The organism is Stackebrandtia albiflava (assembly GCF_007994225.1).
Classification (GTDB): Bacteria; Actinomycetota; Actinomycetes; order Mycobacteriales; family Micromonosporaceae; genus Stackebrandtia; species Stackebrandtia albiflava.
On record NZ_VLLL01000005.1, the window covers coordinates 599,799 to 614,526 of the forward strand.

Here is a 14,728-nt window from a genome sequence, read left to right on the forward strand (position 1 = left end):
GCGGTGACACCGCCGACCATCCGCCTCTCAGACCGTGGGAGGGTCCTCGGGCGCGACCGGCCAACGGCGGAGCTTGTCGGGATTGCGCACCGCCCAGATGTGCCGGATCCGGTCCCCCACGACGTCGAACGCGAACACCGTCACGGTGACCCCTCGGAAACGCATCGCCAGCCCCGGACCGCCGTTGACCGGGCACTCGCGTACCTCCACGCCCGCGGGCATCGCCGCGGCGATGGCGGCATAGTGCCGGGCGACGGCCTCCGCCCCCCGGATCGGAGAAGCCGCGGCGGGGGTGACACCGCCTCCGTCCGCCACCGCCTCGGCATCGGGGTCGAGGACTCCGAGGAGGGCGTCGAGGTCTTGAGACCGCCACGCCCTCCTGAACGCCCGCACCGTCTCCGACTGCCGGGCGGGCGGCGTCGGTGGCCGCTCGCGTGCGCGAGCCCGCCGCCGGGCCGACGACGCCAACTGGCGGCACGCCGCCGGAGTCCGTCCCACGATGCCGGCGACCTCCGGAAAGGTGTACCCGTAGACGTCGTGGAGGATCAACGAGACCCGTTCCGCCGGGGTCATCGATTCGAGCGTGACGAGGAACGCCATCGTCACGGACTCGTCCAGGGTCACCCGGTCGGCCGGATCGGCGGCGTCGCCGATCCGTTCCCCGGTGGCGCCCAGCCCCGCGGCGTCCGGCAGGGGCTCGGGGATCCACTCACCGACGTACCGCTCCCTGCGCACCCGCGCCGAACCGAGCTGATCGAGGCAGATGCGGCCCGCCACGGTGGTCAGCCAGGCACCGGGCGACCGGATCCCGTCGCGCCGGTGCGACGGCATGGCGTACCAGCGGGTGAAGGTCTCCTGAACGGCGTCCTCGGCCTCGGCGAGTGAACCCAGCAACCGGTAGGCCAGGTTCATCAGGTGCCGCCGCTCGCCCATGACGGTGTCCGGATCGGCGTCGCGGCCCGGCACGCTCCGGGCGTCTCCCTCGGTCATCGTGTCGTCGTCCTCCTCATCGGTTCACCTTCTACGACGAAACACCCCACGGAACCGTCAGGTGACGCACGCCGCCTGACAGTCCGGGCCGCCGTCTCGTCGTACGGGTGTCCCTCGAAGCGTCGTGATCCCGACGACGACCAACCGACGAGAGGAGGACGTGATGGACATCGTGATCTGGTCGGTCACCGCCGTACTCGCCCTGGGGTTCCTCGCCTCCGGCACCGTGAAGCTCGTCAGCTCCCCGCAACGGCTCGTCGCCGCCGGCTATCGGTGGGCGGCGGACTTCCCACCGGCGTCGATCAAGTGCATCGGCCTGGCGGAGACCGCGGGCGCCGTCGGGCTCGTCCTGCCCGCCGTGATCGACATCCGGCACCTCGGCGCGGTCGCGGCGGCGGGACTGGCGGTGTTGATGGCCGGCGCGGTCGTCACCCACCTCCGACGCGGCGAGCGGGCACAGGCCGCGGTGCCCGCCGTACTCGCCGTCCTCACCGCAGTGGTCGCGGCGCTCCGCTTCGGGCCGTTCCCGCAGTGACCGGCGACGGCGACCGGGTACCGGCGCCCGCGAAGTCCTATCCACCATGATCAAAGGAGAATCCCATGTCGACAGAGAACGGGGCCGCCAGACGCGCCCTCTACCGCCTGTTCCAGGAGGCCGGCAGCAGCGGCGACCTCGACTCCATCGAGCGGGCCGTGGACGAGGCGTTCACGCCGGACGCGGTGTTCCACACCCCGGTGCCGACGGACGTGCCCGCATCGGTGGCGGTGAAACGGGTCTGGCAGATGCTGTTGCGCGCCTTCCCCGACATCCGCGTCGAGGTCCAGGACGTGATCGGTGAGGGAGACAGGATGGTCTTCCGGAACACGGTCACCGCGACCCACCGTGGCGAGTACCGGGGCATCGCGCCCACCGGCAGGTCGGTCGAGTACGAGGAGATCTTCATCGTCCGGCTGGCCGGTGACCGGATCGCGGAGATCTGGGGAGTCGTCGACGTCTACTCCCAACTCCGGCAACTCGGCGCGATCCCCTCACCGTGACGACGACTCCCGCCGCATCGGGGATCCCGGTGCGGCGGGAGCCGCCGCGCTCCGAACCGGCCCCGCGGCGTTGAGTACGACCGGAGAACCCCGCGAGCCCCCGGGAGGGGGCGAACATGGAGGGGGCGTCCGCCCTCGCGGCCGGCGTCGAGACGGCTGCTTGGACGGAGGGTGAATCATGACGCGAGACCACCGGAACGGCGCGGTCGTGCTGCGGGAGTTCGTCGAGACCGACGTGGCGGGCATCGCCCGCGTCATCGGGGACCCGCGAGTGACCCGGTGGCTCTCGTTCGACGCGAGACCACCGGAGGCGGCCCACGCCCTGGTGGTGGGCGCGATCGAGGCCGCGGCACGGGACGGCGACTCACGGGTCGAGCACTACTTCGCAGTCGATGTGCCGGAACGGGGAACCGACCCGGTCGGCTTCGTGCGGTTGGGACTGTCGGGGGTGCGGGCCGCGAAACTGGGGTACGCGATCGCGGCGAGCTGCCAGGGCCGGGGCTACGCCACCGAAGCGGTGAGGCAGGCGCTCGGCTTCGCCTTCGGCGCCTTGGGGCTCCATCGGGTCAGTGTCGCGATCGGGCCCGACAACCTCGCCTCCATGCGGGTCGCGGCCAAGGCCGGTTTCGTTCCCGAGGGACGCATCCGGGACCACGTCTTCACCAACGGCGCGTGGCGGGACTCCATCCTCTACGGACTGCTGCGGCCCGACTGGGAGGCGGTGTCGCGCACCGAACCGTCGTCGGCGCCCGAGCCCGGCCCCCCGAGCTGGAACGCCGATCCGGGTATTCCGTAGCGGCGGCGTGCCCGGCGGGGGTGGTCACGATCGGTTCGCCGCCGGTTTCGGCCACCGCCGGTGGCGGTGGTCGATGACGTAGTCATGGGTGTGCCGGTGGCCGTGGGCGGTGGGGTGGGCGTCGGCGAGATGTGGGTCGTCGGCCGACAGGTCGACGTGGGTGTGGGCGAGTGCCGGGGGGTCTTCGGCGGGTTGCAGGACCGCGGCGGTGATCGCGGCGGCGGCGGCGATGCCGGTTGCGGTCGCCGCCGCGATCGTCGAGGACGTGGCGGCAAGCCACCCCACGACCGGGTACGTGATCAGCCAGCAGGCGTGGGACAGTGAGAACTGTGCGGCGAAGGCGGCGGGCAGGTCCGCCGGTGCCGCCGACCGCCGGACGAGTCGGCCCGCCGAGGTGAGGACGACGGCGGTGAACGCGCCCAGCAGAGTCCACAGTGCCGCCAGTGTCGGCCGCGACCACGCGCCGAACGCCAGGCCCACGGTCAGCACGAGCAGTGTCGCCGCGAGACCGAACGCAGCCCCGGGAAGGAGTCGCCGGTCGGTCCGGTTCTCGGGAATCCGAGGCAGGAGCAACGCGACGACCATGGACCCTGCGCCGTAGGCGCCCAAGGTGACGGCGACGTCGGTGTCGTCGCCCCGCAGGTGGTCGCGGACGAGTCCCACGGTGTCGACGACGACCACGGCACCGGCGGCGGCCACCGCCATGTGCCACGCGAGTAGGGCGCGCAGTCGCGGCGTCGCCAGGTACAACCGGAGGCCGTACGTGGTCCTGGCGAATACGCCGCCGGGCCGCTCCACCACCTCCGGCCTGGGGATCACGACCGAGGCGACCAGGAGTGCCGAGGCGACGAATCCGATGCCGGTGCCGGTGAACAATCGGCCGTAGGGGACCAGCGCCAGCAGGCCCGCGGCCAGGACGGGGCTGACGAGGCTTTCCAGGTCGTATGCCAGCCGTGACAGGGACAGCGCCCTGGTGTAGTCGTCCCGGTGCGGGAGGATCTGCGGGACGGTCGCCTGGAACGCGGGTGTGAACGTGGCGGAGGCCGCCTGCAGCACGAAGACCAACACATACACCTGCCACACCTGTTCCACCAGCGGCAATGCCGACACCACCCCCGCCCGGGCCAGATCCATGGCCACCAGGAGGGCGCGCCGGGGAACGCGGTCGGCCAGTGCGGTCACGACCGGCGCGATCACCACGTAGGCGACCATCTTGATGGCCAACGCGGTACCCAGTACCGCCGACGCGTCACCGGCGGCGAGATCGTAGGCCAGTAGGCCGAGCGCCACGGTCGCCAGGCCGGTACCCAGTAGCGCGATCACCTGAGCCGTGAACAGGCGGCGGTAGGCGCGATTACGCAACACATCCCACATCGGGGCGGCATTCCCTCACGGACACGGGGATCGAGGACCCGCTTACCGTACCTTACGTGTGCGCAATTGCGCACACATCGAGTATGGATGTTCGTACGCGAACGGACCGGGCGTCGATCAGGCGTGCCAGGACTCACCCGTCACCTGGTGATCGGCGTGGTTGAGCGCCTCGACCACGAGTCGGCGCAGATGCCCGTCCCGCAACGAGTACACCGCCCGCCGACCGTCCTTTCGCGAGCGGACCAGGCCCGCCAACCGCAACTTCGCCAGATGCTGACTCACCGCCGGACGCGCCGCACCACTGGCCTCGGTCAACTCGGAGACGTCGGCCTCGCCACCCGCCAGCAGCCACAACACGTGCAACCGGGTCTGATCGGCCAGCAACGCGAACACCCCCGCCGCCACCGCCAACTGCTCGCCACCCGGTGGCGGATGCGGCGCGTCGGCAGATGCCACACGTTCGCGATCAGACATGGCTCCATCGTAGGCGGCTCCCCACCTCACCCGGGACGAGGCGGACGCGGGGCGGGAGGGGACGAAGGTGTTCACCTCGTCGGTGACCGGGATACCGGGGCGGTCCCGGTACGTCGGGTACGGTCGGCGGCATGCGTTATCAAGCACTGGGAAACTCGGGTCTGCAGGTGTCGGTCGTCGGTCTGGGCTGCAACAACTTCGGAGGCCGCCTGGACCTCGACGCGACCACGCGGGTCGTGGACGCGGCCATCGAGGAGGGCATCACGCTGTTCGACACCGCCGACATCTACGGCGGCAGTGAATCGGAGGTGTTGCTGGGCAAGGCCTTGAAGGGCCGCCGCGACCAGGTCGTGCTGGCGACCAAGTTCGGCCACCACAGCTACGACATGGGATACGGACCGGCAGCCGGCGCCAAGGGCGGCCGCGCCTACATCCGCCGCGCCGTGGAGGCATCGCTCCGCCGGCTCGACACCGACCACATCGACCTCTACCAGATCCACACGCCCGACCCGGAGACTCCGATCGCGGAGACCCTGGCGGCACTGCACGAGCTGGTACTGGAGGGCAAGGTCCGCTACATCGGGCACTCCAACTTCACCGGTTGGCAGATCGCGCAGGCCGACCACGTGGCCGCCGAACTCGGTGCCACACCGTTCATCTCGGCGCAGAACCACTGGTCACTGCTGGAACGCGACGCCGAGACCGAAGTGGTCCCCGCCTCGCTGGAGTACGGACTCGGTGTGCTGCCGTACTTCCCGTTGGCCAACGGCCTGTTGACCGGCAAGGTGCGGCGCGGCGCCGAACCACCGGAGGGGTCGCGACTGGCCACCCGCGAGGGTTACATCACCGAGGACAAGCTCGATCGGGTCGAGTCCCTGATCGCGTGGGCCGAGAAGAACGGCGTCTCGATCCTCGACGTGGCCATCGGGGGTCTGGCCGCCCAGCCCGGTTGCGGATCGGTGATCGCCGGAGCCACCAAGCCGGAGCAGGTCAAGGCCAACGCCGCCGCCGGCGACTGGATCCCCACCGACGACCAGCTCGACGAGATCGACGAGATCATGCCGGTCCGTCGCTGACCGCCCGTGGCGCACCGCCTCTCCGGCGGTGCGCCGACGCGCGCAACCCCCAATAGAGCAACAGTGCGGGAACGGGGAGCACGACGAGCGAACCCCACAGTCTCGGCCACGGCGCGACGGTGTCCGCGTCGGTGGGATCACCGGCGGTGAAGTGGACGGTGAGAACGCCGCCGACCGGCGTGTCGGAGTCACGGAGCCATACGGCATGCCGGTCACCGGCGTGATCGAACTCGGCCCGCACCTCCCGCACCTCGCGTTCCACGGCCGTCATGGTGGCCGGCAGCGTCACGAGCCGTTCGGCGGTCACCGTCGCGGTGGCGGAGGCGGGGTCGAGAACCCGCGTGACGGCCGCGAACAGCATCGGCGCCATCGTCCACGACAACACGACGGCACCGGCCAGGAACAGCCCGGCGACGCCGAACCACGCCCTGCCGGGGTACGGGTCGGAGCGGCGGCCGGACGTCCGGCCACGCCGGGACGGAACGGATTCCGGCTCACGGGGCATGGCCCAGTGTATGACGGCGTGTCACCGTCGGGAAAGCCTTGACGTCGAGGTCCGGTTCAGTTCTCGGCCGTCGTGTTCTCCACGGCCTCGGGTACGGCGGCGGCGAGCGTCCACCCTCCTAGGGCCAGGACCACCAGGACCTCCGTGAGGGTCAGCAGCCGTTCGGCGAGACCCAGGGGCACGATCCGCCACCACGCGAGGTCGGTGGCGACGCTGATGAACACCGCACCGACGATCGGGACGAACCACAGCATGCTCACCAGTGCGAGCCCCCCGGTGCGTCGCGCCCACGTCCGCCACCGGTCGTCCCCGCGCCACGGCCGTGCCAGCAGCACCCCCGCGACGGGCAGGGCGATGAACGCCGTCAGGCTCGACAGTTGATGGATGTAACCCGAAGTGGACGGACCCTGTGACCAGTCGTGCTTCTCGAACACCACCACGAGTACCAGGCCGGCGCTCCACAGGCCCAGGGCCAGCAGGCCGCCGGACATCCGGTGCGCGAGACGCTGCCTGACCATGGCGGTCCCGACCGCCAGCGAACCGAAGGCGAGCGCCAGGACGGCGAGATGGAACGGCCAGGCGAGCGGTCCCTGCGCGTACTCGCTGATGGTGCGGGTGACGGGACTACGCGGCCAGTTCCACGTCCACGCGTCCAGTGCCGCGATGACCAGGACCGACGCCACGACAGACCACAGACCGACCAGTGCGAGCATGCGCGTCGTGCGGACCGAGCGGTCCAGACCGGGGCTTTCGGCGATCGAAGTGGACAGTGGAGCCTCCTGTCGACACAGAGGGGACGCAACGAATCTAGCCAACCGGGGACGCGCCCGCCCATTCGGCGGATGAGACCCCGGCCACCCTGCGCCGTGCCGGATCACTGTGACGACCGGTCGGGCCGAGTCGTCGGGCGGACTCCAACCACCCCGGACCCGGCCCCGGCGTACCGGGGTGGTGGGGATCGGCATCCGAGCCACGACCGCCACCCGGGGCTCCGGTCAACCGGCGGCCCGCACCGGATCGGGTTCGCGCGTCGCGACGGCCCGCTGCGCGGTGAACACACCGGCCACCACCAGCAACCCGCCGAACATCTGCCAACCGGTCAACCGCTCGCCCAACAGGATCCACGCCGCGACGGCGGCGACCACCACCTCGGTGTACGCCATCCCACCGGCGACCGCCGCCGACAACATCCGCAACGCCGGGAGCCCGCACGCGTAGGCCGACGCGGTACTGACCACGAGTGCGGCCAGTACGACCCAGCCGGGCGGTGACCAACCGGCCATCGCGACACCACCGTCCAGCAACGACCAGTCGGTCCGCCACGGCTGCGCGAACGGGGCGAGGGCCAGAATCCCCACTCCGAAACCGGCGGCCAACAGCACCGGCGTCCCGACCTGCGCGGTCAGCCGTTCCCCGGCGAGGAAGTACCCGGCCTGGCACGCCGCCGCGGCGGCACCCGCCAACAGCCCCAGGGTGTCGAGCCGGAGACCCGCCCAGACCTCCACGACGAACGCCAGACCGGCCAGGCTCAGCAGCGCCCCGGCGACGGCGGTGTGCGGCAACCGGACACGCCGGATCCACCGGATCCACGCCACGACCAGGATCGGACCCGTGAACTCCAGCAGCAACGCGACACCGACCGGAAGCCTCGCCACCGCCAGGAAGTAGAACAACTGCACTCCCGCGATCGCCGTGAGACCGAAACCGATCAGCGGGAACAGCGGCGGCCTGCGCCGTTCCGCGATCATGCGGCGGGCGGCCGGGATCGCGGCGACCATGAGGATCAGCCCGGTGCCGGTCACCCGCAGCCAGGTGACCTCCACGGCGGACATCCCGGCCGCGATGAGGGACTTCGCGAACGGGCCGCAGACTCCGAAGAACAGTGACGCCGCCAGGATGAGTACCACCCCGGTCGATGCCGATCGGCGCATTGACGGCTCCTGACGTACGCGCGGGAAGGGGACGAGTCGGTGCGGGTCACTCCGCCACGGCGACGGTGATGATCTGCGGGCTCGTCGGGGTGAGCGGCGAACGGTCGAAGTCGCCGTACTGTTCGGTGATGATCAGGCCCGCGTCGGACAGCAGCCCGGCGAGTTCTCCGGTCTCCACGAAGCGCAACCGTCCCTCGACGGTGCGCGGCTCCTCCCAACCCGTCCGGTGGAACGTGGTGGCCAGCGACAGGACGCCGTCGACGGGCTCACCGGCGTCGTGGGAGATCGTCACCTCGTCACCGTCGGGCGTCGTCACCGTCACGGCGTTGCGCGGCGTCCACGACCGCCACGCCATAGTGGCGGGATTGAGCGTGTCGAAGACGAAGCGGCCCCCGGTGCGCAACGCCGCGCGGATCGCCCGGAGGGACGCGGTGAGCTCGGCCTCCTCGATCAACTCCTGGAAGACGTGATTGCTCATGATCGCCAGATCGAACTCCGACCGCCACCCGATCGAGGCGGTGTCCGAGACGTGCCATTCGACGTCGTCGCGTACCCGGGCGCGACGCAACATCGCCTCGGCGGGGTCGAAACCGCACAGGCGTCCCCCGTGGCCCGCCGCCCGGGCACGTCGCAGGACGGCTCCGGTGCCGCACCCCGCGTCCAGGACCCGGTCCGCGGACATCACGGTGGACAGGAAGAACTCGTCGCTCACGCCCCACGGGTTGAGCGGTTCGTACATCTCGGCCAGCCATGCGAAGTCGTACCCGGTCTCGGTCACCCCGAGAGTCTCGCGGACACCTCGACCCCGCCGCCACCCCGTCCGGGCGTCGGCTACGTCACAGGTCGACGGCGGCCTCACACGAACGGGGGACCGGTCATCTCGTACTCGAACAACACCGCGGCGGTGATCGACAGCGCGACCGCCACGATCGTGAGACCGGCCCTGCCGGCCGGCCGCCACCACCGTCGGCACCAGGCGGCCACGGCGAAGCCCGCCACGGCCACCGCGAAGGCACCGACCAGCGTCGCGATCACCATCAACACCTTCACCGAGAACGCCCCGGTGACCATCGCCTCGGAGGCCGCCGCCGGGTCGGCCGTCAGCGACGCGAACCCGTACAGCAACAAGCCGACCAGTACACCGGCCGCCGTCGCCGACAGTCTCGCCAGCCGGGCCCCGATGGGATGGCGTTCCCCGCGCCGCCGGGCGATCAACGCGGCCACCGGGAACCACAGTGCCGCGACCACGCCCGTCAGACCGGCTCCCAGCAGCAGCCACAGATGCAGGGCGGGCGACCGCCACCATCCCACCCGCTGGTACACCTGGCTCTGGTCCAGTGAGCCGGTCAGCACGCCGTCGGGTCCGAACGCGATCGTGGCGGTGCCGTCGACCTCCTGAAACAGGTCGGGTCCGATGGGACGCCACCGCTGGGTGGTGGCGTCGGCCCTGCTCGACAGGGTGATACCCGAGGTGATCAGACCGCCGTCGCCGGTCGCGACGACCGACACCGGTGGGGAGCCGAGGAACTGCGCGCGCAGCACACTGTCACCGGGAAGCCGGGTGGAGAGGTAGTCGCCGGCGAGGTGGCCGGAGTCCGTGTCCCGTACCGTCTCGGCCTCCCCGGTGTCGGGGGCGGGGATCGCCGAGGCCACCGCGGCGGCGAGGCCCCGGATGTCGAAGTCGCCGTTCCCGTCGCCGTTCACCACGACGAACACGCCCAGTTCCACCTCCGGGAACAGGGTGACGGCGGAATGGAACCCCGGGACGTCACCCGACTTGAACAGGCTGCGGTGGCCCGCCGTGGTGCCCTCCTCGTACATGAACGTCAATCCCGGCGCGTCGGGGTGGGTGCGGAACTGTCCTGTCGTCATGCCCGTGGTGGCGGTGTCTCCCAGGACGGGCACGTCGGAGAGCTGGTCGATCATGAACCGCCCCATGTCGGTCGCGGTGGTGAGTTGGCCGGGGCCGGTCGGAGCCCACGGGTGGGCGAGTGCCGGTACCACGGTCTGGCCGCCCGCGCCGTCCGGACGGTGGCCGGTGGCGGTGGTGGCGGCGAGGCCCGGCGGGGCGGGTTGCGCGGCCGAGGTGTGCGACATCCCCAGCGGGGTGAAGACCTCGCGTTCCACCAGTGCCGGGTAGTCGAGTCCGGCGGCCTCGGCGGCGATGTGTCCGGCCAGCGCGACGCCGTAGTTGTCGTATGCGATCACCTCCCCGGGCGGGTTCACCCGGTCGGGCTGCCAGGCCGCCAGGGATTCCGCGAGATCCGGCAACCGGGCCGGGTCCGGGTCGGCGGATCCGAACAGGCCGTAGTCGGGGTCGAAGCCGCCGGTGTGGGTGAGCAGGTGTCTCAGGGTGACCGGCCTGCCGGAATGGGTGTCGTGGATGTGGAACGACGTCAGGTAGTCGTTCACGTCGCGGTCCAGGTCGAGCGCACCCGCCTCCACCAGCCGCAGTACCGCCGCGGTGGTGAACAGTTTGGCCGTGGAGCCCGCGAAGAAGGCCGTCCGGGCCGGATCGACGGCCTCGCCCTCGACGGTGGCGTCGCCGTACCCGGCCGACACGACCTCCTCGCCGCCGTGGACCACCGACACGGCCGCGCCCGGTATGTCGGCGTCCGCCAACGCCTCGGTCACCCAGTCGGTCACCGTTCGCGGTGACACGGTGGGTTCGGAGTCGGGCGCCGGTTCTGCGGCGGCCGGTACCGCGATCAGGCCCAGGGGCGGTCGCGAACAGGATCACGACACATGACGCGATTCGGCGGTACACGGTGGACTCCTCGATGGACGACCCGGGTGGACACCGCCGGATCGGCGGACGCACCCGGAGGGGACGTGCTGTCAGTGTCCCCCCCGACCGAGGCGCTCCACAGTAGGCGAGACCCCCCGATCCGAGGGGGGTTTCCCCTACCGTTTCGGCCGGTGCCGCCCGGAGGCGCCCAGCCGCAGCGTCAACGTCGCCAGGCCCGCCACGACCAGTGCGACACCGGCCCACGAGACCGGGCCGAGCCGTTCGCCGACCACCAGCACACCGAGCACGGTCGCCACCACGGTCTCGCACACGCTCAACGTGGTTCCGGCGCTGGCCCCGACCCGCCGGATCCCGGCGCCGAACAACAGGTACGCCAGGAACATCGGCACGACGGCCAGGTAGCCGACCACCAGCCACCCCGCCCGGGACGTCAGGAGGTCACCCGAGGTCACCGCCAGTACCGGGAGCAGCAGTACCGCACCCAGCCCGAACATCGCGCCCATCACGGACCGGGACGGCCGCCCCGGTCGCATGAGGCGGGTCGCCAGATACGTGTAGCCGGCATAGGAGGCGGCGGCCACCAGTGCGAGCAGCACCCCCGGCAGGACCCGGCCGGTCGCCGCGGGGGTCTCGGCTCCCGCCCCGACCAACAGCCCGCAGCCGAGGACGGTCGCGGCGGTGGCGACGACCCAGCGCCCGGACAGGCGGGTGCCGTCACCCAGCCACTCGAACAGTGCCGCGAACACCGGAGAGGCGCCGATGCTCACCACCGTGCCGATCGCGACACCGGCCATCGACATCGACGTGTAGAACGTCAGGGGGTACACGGCCACACAGACGGCTCCCGCCACGGCGAGCCGCAGATGGCGGCGGGAGGCGGTGAGGACGCGCAGGCTGGGCCGCGCGCAGGTCAGAAACAGCAACAGGCCGCCGAGACCCATGGTGGCGGCCCCGATCGCCAGAGGTGAGGTGCCCGGCGGGGCGAAGGTGGCGCTGGTACCGGTGGTTCCCCACAGCAGGCCGGCCGCCAGGACCAGGGCGGCGCCCGATCCGGTGCGGCGGGTGGAGTGGTGGGAGCGCGAGAGCGAGACGTCTGTGGACATGTGATGTGAGCCCTGTCGTGGGAAGACGGATCGGGGCGGAACGCCCCACGGCCGGCGGATGGGCGCGCGGGGCCGGCGACCGGTCGGTGTCCCCGCGAGTGGCCGGGGTGGACCGGTCGCGGCCCGTTCCGGGCGCCCTATTCGGCCGGCGGGCCGAGATCCGTGTTCCAGTGGTACATCGGGGCCACCCTATCCCAGCGGGCGCGGCGTCCCCGTCGGCGTGGTGATCGACACCGCACCGCGATCGCCGTCGACGGTGACGAGCTGTCCGTCGCGGAGCGTCCGCGTGGCACCGGCGGCGCCGAGCACCGCCGGGATGCCGTACTCGCGGGCGACGATGGCGGCGTGCGACATGGCGGCGCCGGTGTCCACCACGACCGCCGCCGCCCGGGCGAACAGCGGTGTCCACGCGGGATTCGTGTACGGGGCCACCAGGATCTCGCCGGGACGCAGCCTGTCGAACCCGTCGGGACCGGTGACGACCCTGACCGGGCCGGTCGCCGTGCCCGCCGACGCGCCGACACCGGAGACCGCCGCGTCGGCGGACCGCCGTCTCGTCGGGAGACGGCGGTCGAACAGCGGGGTGTCGGCGAGTCGTTCCCGCAGCGCGGTGCGGCGGGCGACGAGCTCGCGGACCGCGGCCGGTTCCGGCATGCCGCCGGAGGCGTCGTGCAGTTCCTCCATCCGCAGGTGGAACACCTGGGCCGGTGAGTCGAGCGCGCCGGCGGCCGTCAGCCGGTCGCCGTACTCGCGAAGGACCCGCCGCATCACGGGCATCGCCATCGTGGCGTAGTAGTGGGTGTCCTCTCGGAAACGTACGAAGTCCCCGGCCCGTCGTGCCTGCCGCTCCAACAGCCGCCGGAACGGACGCCATCGCGCCAGCGGATGCCCGAAGACCGCGCGTCGTGCCTCGGCGGTCCCCGATCCGTTCGCCGTCACCGCGTCGCCGGCGGCCATCCCCTTGAGGATGGCCAGGACGATGCCGGGATCGTCGCGCCAGGTGGGTTGGCTGATGAACAGCAGCAGCGACTCGCGGTGCCCGTACCGCCGCAGGAAGTCGGCGAGTCGGTCGCGTAGACGGCGCCCGGCGTCGGATCGGTCCAGCAGATCCGGTATCCGGTCGACGGGTTCCCGCCGGAACAGTTCGGACAGCGCGGGATCGGTGCGGATCAGGTGGGCGAGCTCCTCCAGGGCGCGGTTGGTCTCGGAGGTCTTCGTCTCGACACCCGAGATCAGGGCGATGCCCTGGCGTCGTAGGCCCAGCGGTGTCAACGTCAGGAGGAATCGCGCGGCGGCGAGGAGCCCGCGGGGCAGGAACCGGCCGCGCAACCGCATGATCTCGTTGAACAGCGGCAGAGCCGCCCGCATCCGGTCGGCCAACGCCGCGTAGTCCACCGTGGTCAGATCGAGGGCGAGTTCCGACTCGACCGTCGCGAGGAACCGCAGCAGTGCGGGGTCGTCCCGCAGTCCCTCCGGTGGATACTCCTCGCCACGTGCGGCGTTGCGCAGCAACCGGAACGGCGTCGACGGGGAGAGAGCGGGTGCGGGCGGGTCGATCGACACGGCGACGCCGTCGCGTTCGTGCAGGAGGTCGCGCAGCGGTGGGAATCGGATTCCGGCGCTGGCCGCGAACGCCGCGACGCCTTCGAGGTTCACGGCGATCCACGCGGTGACGTCCATGGGATACGGACGGATCGGCAGGAGTTCACCGAACACGGTGAGCCCGACGCGGCGGCGCGGGCCGATCCGGCGCGGCGGGGCGGGCAGCGCGGTGATCGGACGGGCCTGGACGAGTTGGAACCGGTCGCCCACCAGCGTCCACTCGACGTCCTGGGGCGCCCCGAAGTGCTCCTGCACCCGCCGGCCCAGCGCGGTGAGCCGCCTGATCCGGCGCCGGGAGAGTACCGGGGTGCCGTCGTGGTCACCGGCGACCTCCTCGGTACCGCCTCCGGCACGGGGACGCACCACGACCTCCCGCCGACCGGGCACCGACGACCGCAGGCGACCGGTCCTGCCGGTCACGACGTAGTGGTCGGGTGTGACCGCCCCCGACACGACGGCCTCTCCGAGGCCGGGGCTGGCGTCGATGACGGTGTGGCCGCGCTCGCCGGTGACCGGATCGGCGGTGAACATGACCCCGGCGGCGTCGGCGGGCACCATCCGTTGGACCACCACGGCGATCGCCAGTCCGGTCGGGTCCACGTCGCGTTCGCGCCGGTACTCGGTGACCCGGTCGGACCACAGCGAGGCCCAGCAGGCGAGGACGGCCTCCATCAACGCCTCCTCACCGACGACGTTGAGGAAGCTGTCGTGCTGTCCGGCGAAGGCGGCCCCGGCCAGGTCTTCGGCGGTACCGGAGGACCGCACCGCGACGGGTCCGCCGCCGAGCGCCGCGTACGCCGCCAGGATGTCGTCCCTGACGTCGGCGGACGGTCGCGCGGCGGCGACGGCGGCGCGGAGTGCCGCCGGGTCCGCGAAGCCGGTCACGGTGATCCCGTTGTGGTGCAGGGTTTCGCGGTAGGCGGTGGTGGTCACCACGAAACCGGGCGGCACCGGTACGCCGGCGGCCAGGAGTTCACCCAGGTTCGCGGCCTTGCCGCCGGTGAGCGGCGCGGTGTCGGCGCGTGCCTCGGTCAGGGGGAGGGTGTGCGGGGCGGTGGCGAAAGGCGGCATGACCGGCTCCTGCGACATA

Annotated in this window: 14 protein-coding genes; 4 read left to right on the forward strand and 10 right to left on the reverse strand. The window is 71.7% G+C overall.

Annotated features, from left to right (window positions below):
* Positions 1–27: 27 nt before the first annotated feature.
* Positions 28–990 (reverse strand): RNA polymerase sigma factor SigJ, encoded by a 963-nt coding sequence (sigJ, locus tag LX16_RS03675; protein WP_147133078.1) that lies wholly within the window; start codon positions 988–990, stop codon positions 28–30.
* Between the two features lie 163 nt (positions 991–1,153).
* On the opposite strand from sigJ, the gene LX16_RS03680 reads away from it, so the two are divergent.
* The 3 genes from LX16_RS03680 (at position 1,154) to LX16_RS03690 (ending at position 2,824) form a co-directional block, all read left to right on the forward strand.
* The gene (locus LX16_RS03680) at positions 1,154–1,525 is read left to right on the forward strand and encodes a DoxX family protein (protein ID WP_147133081.1); all 372 of its coding nucleotides are present in this window, start codon (positions 1,154–1,156) and stop codon (positions 1,523–1,525) included.
* A 65-nt stretch (positions 1,526–1,590) separates the two neighbouring features.
* A complete protein-coding gene (locus LX16_RS03685; protein ID WP_147133083.1) occupies positions 1,591–2,028 on the forward strand; it encodes an ester cyclase in 438 nt (145 codons plus the stop codon).
* Positions 2,029–2,206: 178 nt separating this feature from the next.
* Complete coding sequence (locus LX16_RS03690; protein ID WP_147133086.1) at positions 2,207–2,824, forward strand: GNAT family N-acetyltransferase; 618 nt, start codon at positions 2,207–2,209, stop codon at positions 2,822–2,824.
* Between the two features lie 24 nt (positions 2,825–2,848).
* Here LX16_RS03690 and LX16_RS03695 read toward each other — a convergent pair whose 3' ends face one another.
* Complete coding sequence (locus tag LX16_RS03695; protein ID WP_147133089.1) at positions 2,849–4,198, reverse strand: MFS transporter; 1,350 nt, start codon at positions 4,196–4,198, stop codon at positions 2,849–2,851.
* 117 nt (positions 4,199–4,315) lie between these two features.
* On the reverse strand, positions 4,316–4,672 hold the full coding sequence (locus LX16_RS03700) for an ArsR/SmtB family transcription factor (protein ID WP_147133092.1): 357 nt from the start codon (positions 4,670–4,672) through the stop codon (positions 4,316–4,318).
* 131 nt (positions 4,673–4,803) lie between these two features.
* On the opposite strand from LX16_RS03700, the gene LX16_RS03705 reads away from it, so the two are divergent.
* Positions 4,804–5,748: an aldo/keto reductase gene (locus LX16_RS03705; RefSeq protein WP_147133095.1), complete on the forward strand. Its 945-nt coding sequence runs from the start codon at positions 4,804–4,806 to the stop codon at positions 5,746–5,748.
* Here the strand turns inward: LX16_RS03705 and LX16_RS03710 are convergent.
* The 7 genes from LX16_RS03710 to LX16_RS03740 form a co-directional block, all read right to left on the reverse strand.
* Positions 5,729–6,253 (reverse strand): hypothetical protein, encoded by a 525-nt coding sequence (locus LX16_RS03710; protein WP_147133097.1) that lies wholly within the window; start codon positions 6,251–6,253, stop codon positions 5,729–5,731. The two genes, LX16_RS03705 and LX16_RS03710, sit on opposite strands and share 20 nt — an antisense overlap.
* Positions 6,254–6,309: 56 nt before the next feature.
* Positions 6,310–6,966 (reverse strand): DUF998 domain-containing protein, encoded by a 657-nt coding sequence (locus LX16_RS03715; RefSeq protein ID WP_158645465.1) that lies wholly within the window; start codon positions 6,964–6,966, stop codon positions 6,310–6,312.
* Positions 6,967–7,248: 282 nt separating this feature from the next.
* Positions 7,249–8,184 (reverse strand): EamA family transporter, encoded by a 936-nt coding sequence (locus tag LX16_RS03720; RefSeq protein ID WP_147133103.1) that lies wholly within the window; start codon positions 8,182–8,184, stop codon positions 7,249–7,251.
* 46 nt (positions 8,185–8,230) lie between these two features.
* Positions 8,231–8,962: a class I SAM-dependent methyltransferase gene (locus LX16_RS03725; protein WP_211354267.1), complete on the reverse strand. Its 732-nt coding sequence runs from the start codon at positions 8,960–8,962 to the stop codon at positions 8,231–8,233.
* 77 nt (positions 8,963–9,039) lie between these two features.
* On the reverse strand, positions 9,040–10,830 hold the full coding sequence (locus LX16_RS03730; protein WP_147133106.1) for a serine hydrolase domain-containing protein: 1,791 nt from the start codon (positions 10,828–10,830) through the stop codon (positions 9,040–9,042).
* 258 nt (positions 10,831–11,088) lie between these two features.
* Complete coding sequence (locus tag LX16_RS03735) at positions 11,089–12,036, reverse strand: DMT family transporter (protein WP_147133109.1); 948 nt, start codon at positions 12,034–12,036, stop codon at positions 11,089–11,091.
* A gap of 189 nt (positions 12,037–12,225) precedes the next feature.
* Positions 12,226–14,709 (reverse strand): PEP/pyruvate-binding domain-containing protein, encoded by a 2,484-nt coding sequence (locus LX16_RS03740; protein ID WP_147133112.1) that lies wholly within the window; start codon positions 14,707–14,709, stop codon positions 12,226–12,228.
* Positions 14,710–14,728: the final 19 nt, after the last annotated feature.